This window comes from Thioalkalivibrio sp. ALMg9 (assembly GCF_000380625.1).
Classification (GTDB): domain Bacteria; phylum Pseudomonadota; class Gammaproteobacteria; order Ectothiorhodospirales; family Ectothiorhodospiraceae; genus Thioalkalivibrio; species Thioalkalivibrio versutus.
The window spans coordinates 385,736-402,566 of the sequence record NZ_AQYC01000008.1 but is presented as its reverse complement, the minus strand read 5'-3'; the positions used below and the strand labels follow the sequence as shown (position 1 = coordinate 402,566).

Here is a 16,831-nt window from a genome sequence, read left to right as displayed (position 1 = left end):
CATCGCGAGGCGCGAAGCGCCGTGGCGATCTCCGTGGAATGCAACCCAGCGGACTTTCGGGGTGGCCTCGCTGAGCCCAGAACGACAAACCTGTCATTCCATACCCACACCACTTCTGGCGCGATCGCGAAGTGCGCGTTGACCAGAGTCTCCCTAGCTTGAGGTATCGCGAGCGCCGTTGCGCGCGGCGTCGATGCGCACGCGGATCTGGCTGCGGTAGAGCTGTTCGTTGGGGATGCCCACCAGGGGACGCCCGACCGGCTGGCCCTCGGCATCGAACGCCATGATCGTCGGCACCACCCGCACGCCGTAGGCACGACCCAGCTCACTGCCCAGCTTGGTCGTGCCGTCGAAATCGCGCACCTCTTCGCGATCCAGCATGACCTTGCGGATATTCACACCCTGGAGGGCCGGGTCCGCGGTCATCGGGCCGAGATAGCGCTGTTCGGCACGATCACAGTACGGGCAGCTACTCGACGCGAACATGATCACGGTCGCCTTGCCATCGCCCTGGGTGTTCAGCGCCTGGAGGTCCGTGGCGCGTTCGACGCCGCCCGCCGCGACCGCAGTAGCCAGCAGCATGCCGACCAACAAGGCACCGGAGCGCAGCAGCATCGAGGCGAACGGGGAGCGGGGAAGGTTCGTATTGAGGGTCATGGTCATCATGGATCCTTGGGTGTTTGGAACCAGTCTAGGGCTGCCACATTAACGCAGGCTGAAGAGCCAGCAATCGCGCCCCCGCCTCCGGCCGGCCCGAAGGTCCGCCGAATGGCGCCCGCGAGTTGCCCACAAAAAAGGCCCCGCCGGAGCGGGGCCTGATTCCAACGCGCCGGCGAACCGGCGGTCAGGGTCTTGCCGGCGACCTTAGTCGGCGCGCTTGCGCACGTCGGAGGTCACTTCCACGCGGCGGTTGGCTTCGCGGCCTTCCTGGGTGGAGTTGTCGGCGGTCGGGCGGTCTTCACCGTAGCCGACGGTGCGGATGTCGCTTTCACGCACGCCTTCGCTGGCCAGGAAGTCGGTGACTGCCTGGGCACGACGCTCGGACAGGCCCTGGTTGTAGTCGGCCGGGCCGATGGTGCAGGTGTGGCCTTCGACCAGCACCGAGCTGTACTCGGCGTCGTCGGAGGTCAGGCTGCGGGCCAGATCACGCAGGGCGGAACGACCTTCGGAACGCAGATCAGCGCTGTCGAAGTCGAACAGGGCCTGGGCGCTCAGCGTGGTGGTGGTGAATTCCGGTTCCGGCTCCGGCGCCGGGGCAGCCGCCGGCTCGGGCTCGGGGGCCTCGGCAACTTCTTCGATGTAGCCCGCGCAATGCGGGAACTTCACGTTTTCTTCCGTCCAGGAACGCGTACGCACGCATTCGCCGGAGCGATCGACCACAACCTTGCCGCTACGGTCGGTCACGTTGGCGGCCGGCGGTTCCTGCGCCACAACCTGCCCGGCGGCGCCGAGCACCAGCGAGGCCACGGAAGCGGCCAGAAGATTCTTAACGAGCTTATGATTCATTGCAAAGCCTCCTTGTAAAAACAATAGACGTCGGACCCGGGTTGAACCGCGCGACCACCATGGTACGCGCCGCGACCGCAATCCAAAGCAGCGAGCTCCTTGCGCCAAGCCCCCTACAGTACCCTGATAGTGGCACACAAGTTCGGGTTTTGCACGCATCGGAACGCAAATTATGTGTCGACATCACAACATCGTCACATTCCGTAAATTTCCGAATATCCAGTGACTTTCGACTGCCCTGTTTCGATATTGCAACAGACAGAACCCGAATCGCACAGACATATTCCGGCAAGCTGTACTCCGGAAGACACACAACCCTGCTAAGGGTTCCTGAAACCGCGGATTTGGCACCCGAACCCGGACCCCAGGAAACGGTACCGGTCAGACAAAAAGACCCCGCCGAAGCGGGGTCCCAAGGTACATCAGCGATGCACGGGTAAAGCGGCGAATTACATCATGCCGCCCATGCCACCCATGCCGCCCATGCCACCCATACCGCCCATGTCGTCGCCACCGGCGCCGCCACCGTCATCCTTCTTCGGGATGTCGGCAATCATGGCCTCGGTGGTGATCAGCAGGGCAGCGACCGATGCGGCGTTCTGCAGCGCGGAACGGGTCACCTTGGTCGGGTCCAGGATGCCCATGTCGATCATGTCGCCGAACTCGCCGCTTGCTGCGTTGTAGCCGTAGTTGCCCTTGCCTTCCAGGACCTGGTTGAGGACCACGGACGGCTCGTCGCCGGAGTTGTAGACGATCTGGCGCAGCGGCTCTTCCATCGCACGACGGCAGATGTTGATACCGGCGGTCTGCTCATCGTTGTCACCCTTGAGCTTGGTGATCGCGGCGCAGGCACGCAGCAGGGCCACGCCACCGCCGGGAACCACGCCTTCTTCCACCGCCGCACGCGTGGCGTGCAGGGCGTCTTCGACGCGGGCCTTCTTCTCCTTCATCTCGATCTCGGTGGCAGCACCGACCTTGATCACGGCCACACCGCCGGCCAGCTTGGCCACGCGTTCCTGCAGCTTTTCCTTGTCGTAGTCGGAGCTCGCTTCCTCGATCTGCGCACGGATCTGGTCGACGCGGCCCTTGATGTCCTTGTTGGACCCCATGCCGTCGATGATCGTGGTGTTCTCCTTGGTCACCTGCACCTTCTTGGCGCGGCCCAGGTCTTCCACCGTGGTCTTCTCCAGCGACAGGCCGACTTCTTCCGAGATCACCTGGCCACCGGTCAGCACGGCGATATCCTGCAGCATGGCCTTGCGGCGATCACCGAAGCCCGGGGCCTTCACGGCGGCGACCTTGACGATGCCGCGCATGGAGTTGACGACCAGGGTCGCCAGGGCTTCGCCTTCGATGTCCTCGGCGATGATCAGCAGCGGCTTGTTGGCCTTGGCCACGCCTTCCAGGATCGGCAGCAGATCACGGATGTTCGCGATTTTCTTGTCGAACAGCAGGATGTAGGCATCCTCCAGCTCGGCACTCATGTTCTGCTGGTTGTTGATGAAGTAAGGCGACAGGTAGCCGCGATCGAACTGCATGCCTTCGACGACATCCAGCTCGTTTTCCAGCGAGGAACCTTCCTCGACGGTGATCACGCCTTCCTTGCCGACCTTGTCCATCGCATCGGCAATGATCTCGCCGATCGCGGTGTCGGAGTTCGCGGAGATCGAGCCCACCTGGGCGATCGCCTTGTGCTCGGTGCACGGCTTGGAGAGCTTCTTCAGCTCTTCGGTGGCGGCCTTCACGGCCTTGTCGATGCCGCGCTTGAGGTCCATCGGGTTCATGCCGGCGGTGACCGCCTTCATGCCCTCGCGGACGATGGACTGGGCCAGCACGGTCGCGGTGGTGGTGCCGTCACCGGCGGTGTCGGAGGTCTGCGAGGAGACTTCCTTAACCAGCTGGGCGCCCATGTTCTCGAACTTGTCTTCCAGCTCGATTTCCTTGGCCACGGACACGCCGTCCTTGGTCACGGTCGGGGCACCAAAGGCCTTGTCCAGGACCACGTTGCGGCCCTTCGGACCGAGGGTGACCTTCACGGCGTTGGCCAGGGTGTTCACGCCCTTGGCCATGCGGGTACGGGCGTCGGTACCAAAGCGTACTTCTTTAGAGCTCATGATTCGTTCTACTCCTGAAAATTCGTGTTAGACGGTCGCGGTTCGGGGCGTTCAGCCCTCGATGACGGCCATGATGTCGTCTTCGCGCATCACGAGGACTTCGTTGCCATCGACCTTGACCTCGGTGCCGGAGTACTTGCCGAACAGGACCGTGTCACCAGCCTTCACGTCCAGGGGACGGGCTTCGCCGTTGTCCAGGATCTTGCCGTTGCCTACTGCAACCACTTCGCCACGGATCGGCTTCTCGGCCGCGGAATCCGGGATCACGATGCCGCCGGGGGTGGTGCGTTCTTCTTCCATACGCTTCACGATGACTCGATCGTGCAAAGGACGCAGGTTCATGGCGCGAACTCCTTAATAAAATGTCTCAAACAGGAAAATTGGTTTGTCGGGCAGGCACCCTGTTAGCACCCACCCCTGACGAGTGCTAATAATAGGGGCACACAAGGGCGAGTCAAGAGCGCGCGTTACGAAAGCGGGGCCAGAAACGTGAATCAGCGACGGTCGTCGTGGTCCAGCCGATCGTTCGGCGCCTCGGGGCGATCGTCGTGGTGGCGGAATTCGCCCTCGATGGTACCGCCGCCCGGCGGCCCACCAGGGCCGCCGGTGCGCGTGCGGACCATGCCGCGGCGCAGGATGCCGGCCGCCGCCCAGCGCCGCAGCGGCGGAATCAACAGCACGAAGCCGGCGGCATCGGTAAAGAACCCCGGCAGCAACAGCAACACGGCGGCCGACATCAGCAGCCAGCCCTCGACCAGCCCGCGCGCCGGAACCTCCCCCCGCGCCAGGCTTTGTTGCAGCCGCCGCCAATGGTAGAAGCCCTGCAATCGGAACAACATCAGCCCGGCCGCCGCCGTGACGATCACCAGCACCACCGTCATCAGGGCGCCCACGGCATCGCCCACCCAGGCGAAGCCGAAGATCTCGAGCAGCACCAGACCGAGAAAGACAAACAGGGGAAAGAGGGGGTTGCGCATCGAAGGGGTTCCGCAGATCAGGCCTGTTTATTGGAACATGCGCCCCGGGTGGTGTCGATTGGAACCCCGCTGATGCGCGGATACTCCGATATCCAGGCACTCGCGGGTAGCTCGCCCCTTTGTCCTTGCACGACAAAGGGAATTAAGCCAGTCTCCTGCACGTCATTGGTGCATACGGCTATCTACATATTCGGAGAGTGACGGCTCATGTTGCGTAATCCAATCCTGATGCTGGCCCTGCTGGCCTTCCTTGTCCCGGCTCTGGCAACCGCCGCGGTCGAAGACCCGCGCGATCCGACACACCACTTCTTCGACCCGACCTTCGGCGAGTTCCCCGAAGAGCTGGAAGACGCGCGCGCGGCCGGCAAGAAAGGCATCCTGATCTTTTTCGAGATGGCCGACTGCCCGTTCTGCCACCGCATGAAGAACCAGGTGCTGAACCAGCCCGAGGTCCAGGAATACTTCAGCGAGCACTTCCGGGTGTTCAGCGTCGATGTCGAGGGCGCCATCGAGATCGTCACCTTCGAGGGCGAGACCAAGACCCAGATGGACTGGGCCACCCGCGACTACCGGGTACGCGCCACGCCGGTGTTCCAGTTCTTCAACCTGGAGGGCGAACCCATCGCCCGCTTCACCGGGGCCACCCGCGACTCCCGCGAATTCCTGCAACTGGGCGAGTTTGTCGCCGAGGGGCATTACAAGGACCAGAACTTCACGCGCTTCAAGCGCGAGCAAGACGGCCGCTAAACCCCTCTTCTTGCCACTCCCGAGGATCGACGCCTGATGTCGCCGATGCACCCCCGCTCGTCCTGCACCGGACGCCGGCGGCCCCTGGCTCGCCTGCTACTGGCCATTCTGCTCCTGTGGCCCCTGGCCGGGCCGGCGACTGCGCAGGAAGCCGGCGGCGCGACCGGCCTCGGCCCGCTGCCCAACCCAATGCGGGTGGGTGACGCCCTGGAGCGGGTCGACGCCCTGCACCCCCGGGTGCGTCAGGCGCGCGCCGACCGCGAACAGGCCCGCGCCGCCCTGGAGGCGACTCGGGCCGAGCGCGATGTGCGCGTGGACGCGCGGCTCGAGGCCCGCTGGATCGAGCCCAACGACCTGGTCGAAGACCGCACCCGCAACGACTCCCGCGCCGCCATCGTCGCGCGCAAGCTGCTGAGCGACTTCGGCCAGTCCCATGCGCGCGAGTCCGCCAGCGAGCAGCGCCTGGAGGCGGCCCGCCAGCAGGAAGCGCTGACCCATGCCCGTCACCGCATCCACGTCCTCGAGCGCTACTTCGACGTGCTGCTGGCGGATCTCGCCTTCGCCCGCGACACCGAGGCCATGGCCGCCGCCTACGTATCCAAGGAACGGGCCGAGGAGCGCAACCAGCGCGGCCAGGTCTCGGACATCGACGTCTTCCGCCTGGAATCCGAATACCAGACCCTGCGGGTGCAACGTACCCGCGCCCTGCAGGACCAGGCCCGCACCCGGGCCGCGCTGGCCGAGGCCCTGAACCGCCCGGACCGGCGCGTGCGTACCGTACTCGCCCCCATGCTGCCCCTGGATCTGCCCGAACTGCCCGAACTGGATGCGCTGCTCGCCGAACTCGACAACACCAGTCCGCGCCTGATGGCCGAGCGCCGCCACGTCGAGGCCGCCAGCCGCGAGGTGGCGGCCTCGCGCGCGCAGCGGCGCCCGCGCCTGTACGCCGAGGCCGAATCCGGCTGGTGGCACCGCGACCTCGGTGGCGGCGATCGCAACCCGTTCGCCGCCGGCCTGGTCCTGGAAATCCCGCTGTACGAGGGCCGCCGCCACGACAGCCGGGTGGGCCAGGCCGTCGCCGCCCGCCATCGAGCCGAGGCCGAACTGGGCGAGGCCCGCATCGAGGCGCGCAACCGCCTGCGCGAGCTGTACGACGAGATCCGCGCACTACGAACCCAGCGCGACGAGGCCGCCTGGCGCATGGACTACCGCGAGCTGTACATCGACCGCGCGCGCTACCTGTACGACATCGAGGACCAGGCCGACCTGGGCGACTCGATGGTCCAGCAAAGCGCCGCGGCGCACTTCAATGCAAGCACCGAATTCCAACTGGCCCTGGCCTACGAGCGCCTGGCCCTGCTGAGCGGGCGCGACGAGCTGAGCCCGTTCCGCGCCACGGACGAAAACCCTTGAGCCGCCCACCCACCGGCGACCGGACGGGAGACCTGACCATGCCCCACGTATTCCATGTCCCATCCCTGCTGACCACCGGCAGCCTGCTGGCCCTGCTCGCCCTGGCACCCATGCCTCTACTGGCCGAGGAAGGCTTCGCGGCCCAACTCGACTGGGGTGAGCGCCACCGCATTACTGCCCCGATCGCAGGCCGCATCGAGGCAATCGAGGCCCGCGCCGGCGACCGGGTCGAGGCCGACGACGTCCTGTTCCGGCTGGATACCCGGCGCGGCGATGCCGACCTGCGCGCCGCCCGTGCGACCATGGAACGCCTGCAGATGGAGCTGGACGAAGCCGAGCGCGAGCGCGACAAGGCCGAGGATCTCTACGACCAGACCCTGATCGCCGCCCGCGAACTGGAGTTGGCACGTATCGATTACGCGACCGTCGCGGCCCGCCTGGCCGAGGCCCGCGCCCAGCGCGACCGCATCCGCGCCGATCTCGAGGACGCGACCATCCGCGCCCCGGCCAGCGGGCGCCTGGTGCGCCTCGACGCCAACACGGGGCAGTACGTCAATCCGGCGTTGCTGCCGCCGGTCCTGGCGATCCTTGGCACCATCGACCCGATGCGCGCCGTGGCCACCGTCCCGGCCGCCACCGCCGCCGACCTGGAACCCGGGGAGACCGTTACGGTCGTAGTCGGCGACCAGCGTCTTTCCGGCACCATTGTGACCATCGGCTGGGAGCCGACCGGCGAAGAGCCCGAGCGGGGTTACCGCGTCGAGGTCGAATTCTCACCGATGGACGACACCCCACTGCGCCCGGGTCAGCCTGCACGGATCGAACGGGACTCCTGATACATGAGCAATGAGCAATCGCCATCCAGCGCCCACGCCTGGCTGGTCATTACCACACTCGACGACCCGGACACGGCTGAGACCCTGGCCGGCGCCCTGGTGAAACAGGGTCTGGCCGCGTGCGTGCATATCCTCCCGCCCGGACGCTCGATCTACATGTGGAAAGGGAATATCGAAATCGACTCCGAAGTCACTCTACTGATCAAGACCGCGCCTGCGCGCCTGAACGAACTCCAGACGCAGCTGGCTGACCAACACCCCTACGACACACCCGAGATCATCGCCCTGCCGATTGAACGCGGGCTGCCCGATTACCTGGACTGGATAACGCAATGCACCTCATGAATCCGCGCACCTGGCTGGCAACCCTGCTGGTCGCACTCCTGCTGGCTCCGGGACTGACGCACGCCCTCTTCGAGGACGACCTACTGGACCCGGATGACGCCTTCGCCCTGAGCGCTGAGGCGATCGACGCCGACACGGTACGGCTGACCTGGGACATCGCGGACGAGTACTACATGTACCGCGAGCAGTTCGACTTCACCCCGGAAAGCGACGGGCTGGAACTGGGCGAGGCCGAGATCCCGGATGGCGAGGTCAGCGAGGACGAATTCTTCGGGCGCGTCGAGACCTATCGCGGCCAGGTGCAGGTGGAGCTGCCGATCAAGGCGGCCGACAGCACCAGCATCGAGCTGACGGCGCGCTCGCAGGGCTGCGCGGACCTGGGCGTGTGCTACCCGCCGCACTTCCAGACCGTATCCATCGAGCTGCCCGGCCTGCCAAGCGGCAATGGCGAGACCCGCGCGGACGAAGATGCCGGGGAAGAACGCAGCGCGCTGGGTGACCTGGGCAGCCTGTCCGGCGACCTCGGCGCCGCCGATGACCTGCTGGAACCGGAGAAGGCCTTTGCCGCCTCGCTGGAGGCGATCAGCCAGAACGCGGCGATCCTGCGCTTCGACATTGCCGAGGGATACTATCTCTACCGTGAGCAGCTGGATGTGCGCATCGCCGAGGGCGATGGCATCGAGCTGGGGCCGGTCAACCCACCGGACGGTGAGCTCCAGGAAGACGAGTTCTTTGGCGAGAGCCAGGTCTACCGGGGCCAGGTCGAGATCCTTGTTCCGGTCCTGCGCGACGCGGATGACGTCTCCGACATCACCCTGGCGATCGACTACCAGGGCTGCGCCGACGCCGGCGTGTGCTACCCGCCGCTGACCCAGGAGGTCTCGGTTTCCTTTGCTGCCGATCTGGCCGCCGAGGCCGACACCGACGCCCTTCCGGAAACCGGCGACGGGGCTGCGGAAGACGACGAGGCCGCGGCACCGGTCACCCAGCAGGACCGCATCGCGGCCCAGCTGGCAGACGGCCAGATCTGGCTGGTAGCCCTGGCCTTCTTCGGCTTCGGGCTGCTGCTGACCTTCACCCCTTGCGTGTTCCCGATGATCCCGATCCTGTCGAACATCATCATCGGGCAGAAGAACCTGACCACACGCAAGGCATTCCTGATCTCGCTTGTGTTCGTGCTGGCCATGGCCCTGACCTACACCATTGCCGGCGTATTCGCGGGCCTGGCGGGTGCCAACCTGCAGGCGGCCTTCCAGAACCCCTGGATTATCGGGACCTTCGTGGCCATCTTCATCGCGCTGGCGATGTCGATGTTCGGCTTCTACGAGCTGCAGATGCCGGCCGGCGTGCAGAGCAAGCTTTCGCAGATCAGCAACAAGCAGGAAGGCGGCACCTACGCAGGCGCCGGCATCATGGGCTTCCTTTCCGCCCTGATCGTCGGCCCCTGCGTGACCGCACCGCTGATCGGGGCGCTGCTCTACATCAGCCACACTGGCGATGCAGTGCTGGGCGGGATCGCGCTGTTCGCGCTGAGCATGGGCATGGGGGCGCCGCTGCTGGTCATCGGCACCTCCGCCGGGCGCCTGCTACCGAAGGCCGGTCCCTGGATGGATACCATCAAGGCGGTGTTTGGGGTCGGCCTGCTGGCCATCGGCATCTGGCTGCTCGAACGGGTGATCCCGGGCGAGGTGGCGATGTTCCTGTGGGCGATCCTGCTGATCGTGACCGCCGTCTACATGGGCGCACTAAGGACCCTGCCGGACAATGTCTCCGGCTGGTACAGCCTGTGGAAGGGGCTGGGTGTGGTGATCCTGATCTACGGCGTGCTGCTGATGCTCGGCGCGGCGACCGGCGGCAAGGACATCTTCCGCCCGCTGGCCACGTTCAATCAGCCCGCGGTGACGGCCACGGGCGAGCAGTCCGGGCCGACCGAGATGGCGTTCACCTACGTCGACAGCCTGGAGGACGTGGAACGCGAAGTGGCCCGGGCCCGCGAAAACGGCCAGCCGGTGTTTCTCGACTTCTACGCCGACTGGTGCGTGGACTGTGTGCGGCTGGATCGCACCACCTTCCAGGACCCGCGCGTGATCCGGGCCATGGGCGACGTGCACCTCCTGAAGGCCGACGTGACCGACAACACCTCCGAGCACCGCGACCTGATGCGTCAGTTCAATCTGTTCGGGCCGCCGGCGATGATCTTCTATGACCGCGACGGCAACGAGCTGCGCAACTACCGCAATGTCGGCTACCTGAATGCCGACCGCTTCCTGGCACATGTAGAAAGCGCCATCGGGGTGACACCATGAAACACCGCAAGCACGCACTCGCAGGGGTGGTGGTCGCCACGGCCAGCGCCCTGATCCTGACCGCCTGTGGTGACCCGGAACCCGAGATGGACGCCGGGGCAACCTCTGCCAACGCGGCCACCGAGGTCGCCGCCGAGGAGACCCAGGGCAATCAGCGCATCGACTTCACCCTGCCCGACCTCGCCGGTGAAGAACGCCAGTTCAGTGAGTGGGACGGCGACCTGATCGTGCTGAACTTCTGGGCCACCTGGTGCCCGCCCTGCAAGAAGGAGATGCCGCTGTTCCAGGACACCTTTGATGCCAACCAGGAGGATGGCTTTACCATCGTCGCGGTCGCCGTGGACGAGCAGACAGCCACGCAGCATTTCGTCGACGATTTCGGCATCGGATTCCCGGTACTGATCGGCCAGGACGACGCGGTCGCGATCGGCCGGGAATACGGCAACCGCATCGGCGCCCTGCCCTACACCGTACTGATCGACCGCGAAGGCACCATCCTCGACACCCATCGTGGCGAGGTGGAACCGGCCGACCTGGACGAATGGCTGGAGGCGCACCTGTAGCGCCCCCCGACGCCGGAGCGACACCCGGCGCCCTGGCGCCGCAAGGCTGGTAAGCTTGGCCGCCATGACCGAGCGCGAACGCCTGTGGGAACTCGCCCGCCTGATCCGGTTGGATCGCCCGGTGGGCATCTACCTGTTGCTGTGGCCCACCTTCTGGGCCCTGTGGGTGGCGGCCGAGGGCTGGCCGCCGGCCTACCTGATCTTCATTTTTGCCGCCGGCGTGGTGCTGATGCGCTCGGCGGGCTGCGCGATCAACGACTACGCCGACCGCGACTTCGACAGCCATGTGGCGCGCACCCGCGACCGACCGCTGGCGCTCGGCACCATCACCCCACGCGAGGCGCTGGGTACCTTCGTGGCCCTCAGCGTGGTCGCTTTCGTCCTGGTGCTGTTCACCAATGGGCTGACCATCCTGTATTCCCTGGTGGCGGTGGCACTGGCCGGCACCTACCCGTTCTCCAAGCGTTTCCACCACTTCCCGCAGGTCCATCTCGGCGCCGCCTTTGCCTGGGCCGTGCCCATGGCGTTCACCGCCGTCACCGGCGAGCACCCGCCCGAAGTGGCCTGGCTGTTGTTCGTAACCGTGCTGGCGTGGACGGTGGTGTATGACACCTTCTATGGCATGGTGGATCGCGAAGACGACCTGAAGATCGGGGTGAAATCCACGGCCATCGCCTTCGGCGAACTCGACCGCCTGATCACCGGCGGGCTGCAGGTTCTCGTGTGGCTGGGGCTTTATCTCGTCGGCCAGCACGCCGATTTCGGTGGCTACTACACCGCCGGGCTCGTGGTGGTGGCAATGCTGATGTTCTACCAGCAGTTCCTGATCTTCGAACGCGAACCCGCCGACTGTCTGCGCGCCTTCAAAAACAACCACTACCTGGGCGCCGTCATCCTTCTGGCGATGATCGCCGACCACCACCTGGGGGCCTGAATTCCGCGCCCGCACACCCTCAGGCGCGCGCGAGGACCAGTCCCTCCACCCGTGCGGCACCCTCGCGGCGCAGCACTTCGGCCAGTGCAGCCAGCGTCGCGCCCGTGGTCGCCACGTCATCCACCACCAGCACATGCTGCCCGGCGAGGCTCGAACCGTCCCAGGCAAACGCACCGTGGACATTGCGCCGCCGCGCCTTGCGACCCAGCGCCTGCTGCGACTCGGTCGCGCGGATGCGCCGCAGTCCGCGGGTATCCAGCGGGACATCCAGCACCCCCGCCACACGCCGCGCCAGGTAGTCCGACTGATTGAAACCCCGCTCGCGCAGCCGCCTGCCATGCAGCGGCACGGGGAGCACTAGATCGGGCAGATCGCCGTTCTCGCCCACCAGACGGCCCGCCACCTGCTCCGCCAGGGCCGCGAGGATGCGTTCGGCCCGTGCATTGGCGCCGTGCTTGTAGGCCAGGATCAGCTGATCCAGCGGCCAGGCATAGGCCCAGCCGGCATGCAGCGCATCCAGGACCGGCGCTCGGCGGATGCAAGCCGGGCACACGCCGGCGACCGGCAGGGGCAACGCACAGGTGGGGCAGGGGTGCTCGAGCGGCGCAAGATCCGCCCGGCAATCCGCGCAGATCGCCGGGCCGGGGGCCAGGCACAGTCCGCACTGACCGGGGTACAGGGCCTCCCCCAGCCAGTCGACACAGGCCGCAGCCCGGGCCCTCAAACGCGCGGCCGGAGACCGCCTGGAAACGGGTCGCAATGAAGGGTCCGGGGCCATAATGGTATGCTCTGCTTTTTGCATGCAGGGTAGACCATGGCCACCAGGACCGTCTCCGGACGCAGCTCGCGGCGCGCCGCGTCGATGTTCGATATCGGCAACCTGATCAGCGTGTCGATTGCCGGCATCCCGCTGTTCCTGGTGAGCAGCGAGGGCGTCGGGGTCGGTTTCATCATCGCCGCGATCATGGGTATCGTCCCGCTGGTACTGTGGTTTGGCGGCTCGATGCTGGTCTACGCCCTGAACAAGCACCACCCCGATCCCCGCGTCGGCCACTTCACGCAGTGGGCCGCCTATCGCTACTACGCCCTGATGGGCCTGCTGATCGGGGTCGCCACCTTCTTTCCGCCGGATCTGAACTACTACCGCGCCTACTGGGCAATCGCCGCGGCCATCCTGCTGCCGTGGACGATCTACGCCCTGTTCAATATCTATCGCGAGCCCTGGACGGACGTCGAGATCCCCGCCGAAGCCGACAAGGAACATCATCTATGAGCACGCCCCGCCACGACTGGAACACCGACGAGGTCGAGGCCCTGCTCGACCTGCCGCTGAATGACCTGATCTTCCGCGCGCAGACCGTCCACCGCGAGCACTTCGACCCGAACGCGGTCCAGGTGAGCACGCTGCTGTCGATCAAGACCGGGGCCTGCCCCGAGGACTGCGCCTACTGCCCGCAAAGCGCGCACCACGAGGTCGAGATCGAGCGCGAACGCCTGCTGCCGCTGGACGAGGTGCTGGAGGCGGCCCGCAACGCCCGCGCCCAGGGCGCGACCCGCTTCTGCATGGGCGCGGCCTGGCGCAACCCCACCGACAAGAACCTGGAGCGCGTGATCGAGATGGTCCGCGCGGTGAAGGACGAGGGCCTCGAGACCTGCATGACCCTCGGCATGCTGAAGGCCGAGCAGGCCAAACGCCTGTCCGAGGCGGGACTGGACTACTACAACCACAACCTCGACACCTCGCCGGAGTTCTACGGTCACATCATCAGCACGCGCACCTACGACGATCGCCTCGAGACCCTGGAGCACGTACGCGAGGCAGGCATGAACGTCTGCTGCGGCGGCATCCTCGGCATGGGCGAGTCGCGCCGCGATCGTGCGCGGCTGCTGCAGCAGATGGCCAACCTGCCAAAACACCCGGAGTCGGTGCCGATCAACCAGCTGATCCAGGTGGAGGGCACGCCGCTGCACGGCATCGAGCACCTCGACCCGCTGGAGTTCGTGCGTACCATCGCGGCCACCCGCATCCTGATGCCGGCCTCCTACGTGCGCCTGTCCGCCGGGCGCACCGAGATGTCCGACGAGATGCAGGCCCTGTGCTTCCTCGCCGGTGCCAACTCGCTGTTCTACGGCGACACCCTGCTGACCACGCCAAACCCCGGCGAGAACCACGACCTCGCGCTGTTCGAGCGCCTGGGCCTGCGCCCGGAGACTGGCCCGGAAGCCCCTGCGAAATCGGACCAGTCAGCCTCCGCCTCGGCCTGAGCCAGACCGGCGGTGAGCGGCGGCTTCCCCGACCATTTCTCGGCGGTGGCTAACGCTTACGGCCGCCACCGCCCGGACTACCCGGCCGAGCTGTTTGACTGGCTGGCGGCGCACACTCCGCACCACGAGCGCGCCTGGGACTGTGCCAGCGGCAACGGCCAGGCCGCGCGGGGCCTGGCGCCCCACTTCTCGCAGGTCTTCGCCACGGACGCCGCCCCATCGCTGCTGGCCACACTGCCGGATCACTCCGGGATCGACCGCGTCGCCTGTGCCGCCGAGGCCTGTGCTCTGGCCGATGGCTCGGTCGACCTCGCCTGTGTGGCCCAGGCCGCGCACTGGTTCCGCCACACCGAGTTCCACGACGAGGTCGCCCGCGTCCTGCGCCCGGACGGACTCCTGGCGATCTGGGGCTACGGCGTGCTGCGGGCCGAGGACCCGGCACTGGACCACCTGCTGATCGACTTTCACGATGCCACCTTGGCCCCCTGGTGGCCGGAAGAGCGCCAGCACATCCGCAACCACTACCGCGACCTGCCGTTTCCCTGGCCCGAGATCGAGGCGCCCGAGTTTCGCATCACGCGCGAATGGGACCGCGCCACCCTGCTGGGCTATCTCGGTACCTGGTCCGCGATCCGCCGCGCCCGCGCCGCCGGCCAGGACCCACTGGCTGCGCTGGCGCCGGCCCTGCAAGCCCTGTGGTCCAACCCGAGCATGCCGGCACGGGTGCACTGGCCGATCTTCCTGCGCGCGGGCCTGCGCCCATGAGCGACTCACTCGATCACTACCTGGAGCAACGCCTGAGCACTGTGCGCGACGCCGGGCTATGGCGCCGCACCCGCATGCTCGACGGCCCACAGCGGCCCGAACAGGTTATCGACGGCCACCGCGTGATTGCCTTCTGCTCGAACGACTACTTGGGCCTGGCCGGTGACCCGGCGGTCGCCGCCGCCGCCCGCAAGGCGCTGGATCAGTACGGCGTCGGTGCGGGGGCCGCCCATTTGATCAACGGTCACAGCCGCGCCCACGACGAGCTGGAACAGGCCCTGGCCCGCTTCACCGGGCGCGCTCGGGCACTCGTCTTCTCCACCGGCTACATGGCCAACCTGGCCCTGGTCCAGACCCTGGTCGGTCGCCACGACATCGTCTTCGAGGACCGCCTGAACCACGCCTCGCTGATCGATGCCGTGCGCCTGTCGGGCGCGCGCAGCCAGCGCTACCGCCACGCCGAGCCCGAACACCTGCGCGAGCGCCTGGAGAAGGCGCCCGCGACCGGCCAGCGCCTGATCATCACCGACGGCGTGTTCTCCATGGACGGCGATATCGCCCCACTTCCGGAACTCGCCGCCCTGGCGCGCGAATACAATGCCTGGCTGATGGTGGACGACGCCCACGGCCTGTCAGTGCTGGGCGACACCGGCGGCGGCACCTGCCAGCACTTCGGTCTCGGCGGCGACGACGTACCGGTCCTGATGGGGACGCTGGGCAAGGGCTTCGGCACCGCCGGGGCCTTCGTGGCCGGCTCCGAACGGCTGATCGAGACCCTGATCCAGACCGCGCGCCCCTACATCTACACCACCGCGATGCCGGCCGCCCTGGCCGCCGCCACCCTGGCCTCGGTGCAAATCGCCGCGTCCGCCCACGACCGCCGCGCGCACCTGCAGAACCTGTTGCGACGCTTGGGCGACGGGCTGGATCGCCTCGGCCTGCCACACCCACCGCCCCTCACACCCATCCAGCCTGTCACCCTGGGCACCGCCACTCGCGCGAGCGCCGTCGCCGAGCGACTGTTCGAGGCCGGCTTCCTGGTCCCCGCGATCCGCCCCCCGACCGTCCCGGAAGGCGAGGCCCGCCTGCGCATCACCCTGTCCGCCGCCCACACCCAAACGCAGGTCGACGCACTGCTGCAGGCGCTGGAAAAGGCTCTCAAGGACACACCGGCGTGACACCGCGCGCAAGCTTCTAACCGTCATTGCGGGGAGCAAAGCGACGAAACAATCACCATCCGGATGCCCCGGGAGAGAATATCGGCAGATTGCTTCGTCGCCTGCGGCTCCTCGCCATGACCATTTAGTGCCGGACCAGCGGCCGGCAGCTCACCGCGTTGCAACGCAGACGTGCGACTGGGTCAGCCTCCCCCTACAGCTCGCCGCGTTCGGCGAGGGAGACGGCCTCGTCGGCGACGATCACGTGATCGAGGACGCGGATGTCCACCAGCCCCAGGGCGTCGGTCAGGCGGCGGGTGATGGCGACATCCGAACGCGACGGCTCGGCCACGCCCGAGGGGTGGTTATGGGCCAGGATCACAGCCGCCGCGTTGTGGTGCAGCGCGCGCCGCACAACCTCGCGCGGGTGCACGGAGGCACCGTCGATGGTGCCGCGAAAGAGTTCCTCAAAGGCGATCACGCGGTGGCGGTTATCGAGGAACAGCACGCCGAAGACCTCAAAGGGATAGTCACGCAGGCGCGCCGCCAGGAACTGCCGGGTGGTCGCGGGCGAGGTCAGTGCATCGCCGCGCTCCAGATCGGCCGCCAGGTGGCGGCGCCCCATCTCCAGCACGGCCTGGAGCTGGGCGTACTTGGCATCCCCCAGCCCCGGGGCGGCGCAAAACCCCGCCTGATCCGCCTGTAATAAAGGCCGCAGCCCGCCGAAGCGGCTGAGCAGGTCCCGCGCGACATCCACCGCGCTCTTGCCGGCCACGCCGGTGCGCAGAAAGATTGCCAGCAACTCCGCATCCGAAAGCGCGGCCGCGCCGCGTTCGATCAGCCTCTCCCGCGGGCGCTCGGCCGCGGGCCAGTCGGTAATCGCCATCACCACCTCCCTGTGGT

General features: G+C 66.9%; 18 protein-coding genes. 11 read left to right on the top strand and 7 right to left on the bottom strand.

Going from position 1 to position 16,831, the window contains the following annotated elements; genetic code table 11:
- Positions 1-153: 153 nt before the first annotated feature.
- The 5 genes from F792_RS0107205 to F792_RS0107185 all read right to left on the bottom strand — a co-directional run bounded on the left by F792_RS0107205 (position 154) and on the right by F792_RS0107185 (position 4,597).
- Positions 154-663 carry a thioredoxin fold domain-containing protein gene (locus tag F792_RS0107205; protein WP_018168993.1) on the bottom strand — a complete coding sequence of 170 codons (510 nt, stop codon included), beginning with the start codon at positions 661-663 and terminating at the stop codon, positions 154-156.
- A 201-nt stretch (positions 664-864) separates the two neighbouring features.
- Positions 865-1,506: an OmpA family protein gene (locus F792_RS0107200; protein ID WP_018168992.1), complete on the bottom strand. Its 642-nt coding sequence runs from the start codon at positions 1,504-1,506 to the stop codon at positions 865-867.
- Between the two features lie 449 nt (positions 1,507-1,955).
- Positions 1,956-3,620 carry a chaperonin GroEL gene (groL, locus tag F792_RS0107195; RefSeq protein WP_018175630.1) on the bottom strand — a complete coding sequence of 555 codons (1,665 nt, stop codon included), beginning with the start codon at positions 3,618-3,620 and terminating at the stop codon, positions 1,956-1,958.
- Positions 3,621-3,671: 51 nt separating this feature from the next.
- On the bottom strand, positions 3,672-3,962 hold the full coding sequence (gene groES / locus F792_RS0107190; protein WP_018145210.1) for a co-chaperone GroES: 291 nt from the start codon (positions 3,960-3,962) through the stop codon (positions 3,672-3,674).
- Positions 3,963-4,114: 152 nt separating this feature from the next.
- Complete coding sequence (locus F792_RS0107185) at positions 4,115-4,597, bottom strand: FxsA family protein (protein WP_018168990.1); 483 nt, start codon at positions 4,595-4,597, stop codon at positions 4,115-4,117.
- A 207-nt stretch (positions 4,598-4,804) separates the two neighbouring features.
- Here F792_RS0107185 and F792_RS0107180 point away from each other — a divergent pair, with 207 nt between their 5' ends.
- The 7 genes from F792_RS0107180 (at position 4,805) to ubiA (ending at position 11,741) form a co-directional block, all read left to right on the top strand.
- The gene (locus tag F792_RS0107180; protein WP_018145208.1) at positions 4,805-5,344 is read left to right on the top strand and encodes a thioredoxin family protein; all 540 of its coding nucleotides are present in this window, start codon (positions 4,805-4,807) and stop codon (positions 5,342-5,344) included.
- A 36-nt stretch (positions 5,345-5,380) separates the two neighbouring features.
- Positions 5,381-6,757 (top strand): TolC family protein, encoded by a 1,377-nt coding sequence (locus F792_RS0107175; protein WP_018168989.1) that lies wholly within the window; start codon positions 5,381-5,383, stop codon positions 6,755-6,757.
- A 38-nt stretch (positions 6,758-6,795) separates the two neighbouring features.
- Positions 6,796-7,593, top strand: coding sequence for an efflux RND transporter periplasmic adaptor subunit (locus F792_RS0107170; protein ID WP_018168988.1), 798 nt, complete (start codon positions 6,796-6,798; stop codon positions 7,591-7,593).
- 3 nt (positions 7,594-7,596) lie between these two features.
- Positions 7,597-7,938, top strand: coding sequence for a divalent-cation tolerance protein CutA (cutA, locus tag F792_RS0107165; protein ID WP_018168987.1), 342 nt, complete (start codon positions 7,597-7,599; stop codon positions 7,936-7,938).
- Positions 7,926-10,244 carry a protein-disulfide reductase DsbD gene (gene dsbD, locus F792_RS0107160; RefSeq protein ID WP_018168986.1) on the top strand — a complete coding sequence of 773 codons (2,319 nt, stop codon included), beginning with the start codon at positions 7,926-7,928 and terminating at the stop codon, positions 10,242-10,244. The genes cutA and dsbD overlap by 13 nt, the downstream gene beginning before the upstream one ends.
- Positions 10,241-10,807, top strand: a complete 567-nt coding sequence (locus F792_RS0107155; RefSeq protein ID WP_018168985.1) for a TlpA disulfide reductase family protein — start codon at positions 10,241-10,243, stop codon at positions 10,805-10,807. Before dsbD ends, F792_RS0107155 begins: the two co-directional genes overlap by 4 nt.
- A gap of 64 nt (positions 10,808-10,871) precedes the next feature.
- The gene (gene ubiA, locus F792_RS0107150) at positions 10,872-11,741 is read left to right on the top strand and encodes a 4-hydroxybenzoate octaprenyltransferase (RefSeq protein WP_018175637.1); all 870 of its coding nucleotides are present in this window, start codon (positions 10,872-10,874) and stop codon (positions 11,739-11,741) included.
- 19 nt (positions 11,742-11,760) lie between these two features.
- Here the strand turns inward: ubiA and F792_RS0107145 are convergent, their stop codons facing one another.
- Complete coding sequence (locus tag F792_RS0107145; RefSeq protein WP_018168984.1) at positions 11,761-12,315, bottom strand: ComF family protein; 555 nt, start codon at positions 12,313-12,315, stop codon at positions 11,761-11,763.
- A gap of 240 nt (positions 12,316-12,555) precedes the next feature.
- Between F792_RS0107145 and F792_RS0107140 the strand changes: the two genes are divergently transcribed.
- From F792_RS0107140 to bioF, 4 genes are read left to right on the top strand one after another with little or no spacing between them, the layout of a single operon-like run.
- Positions 12,556-13,014: a hypothetical protein gene (locus tag F792_RS0107140; RefSeq protein ID WP_024327561.1), complete on the top strand. Its 459-nt coding sequence runs from the start codon at positions 12,556-12,558 to the stop codon at positions 13,012-13,014.
- Entirely contained in the window at positions 13,011-14,006 is a 996-nt protein-coding gene (gene bioB, locus F792_RS0107135) for a biotin synthase BioB (RefSeq protein ID WP_018168982.1), read from the top strand. Before F792_RS0107140 ends, bioB begins: the two co-directional genes overlap by 4 nt.
- 12 nt (positions 14,007-14,018) lie before the next feature.
- Positions 14,019-14,771, top strand: coding sequence for a class I SAM-dependent methyltransferase (locus tag F792_RS0107130; RefSeq protein WP_018168981.1), 753 nt, complete (start codon positions 14,019-14,021; stop codon positions 14,769-14,771).
- Entirely contained in the window at positions 14,768-15,949 is a 1,182-nt protein-coding gene (gene bioF, locus F792_RS0107125; protein ID WP_018168980.1) for an 8-amino-7-oxononanoate synthase, read from the top strand. The genes F792_RS0107130 and bioF overlap by 4 nt, the downstream gene beginning before the upstream one ends.
- A 193-nt stretch (positions 15,950-16,142) precedes the next feature.
- Here bioF and radC read toward each other — a convergent pair whose 3' ends face one another.
- Positions 16,143-16,814, bottom strand: a complete 672-nt coding sequence (gene radC / locus F792_RS0107120) for a DNA repair protein RadC (RefSeq protein WP_018168979.1) — start codon at positions 16,812-16,814, stop codon at positions 16,143-16,145.
- Between the last annotated feature and the right edge of the window lie 17 nt (positions 16,815-16,831).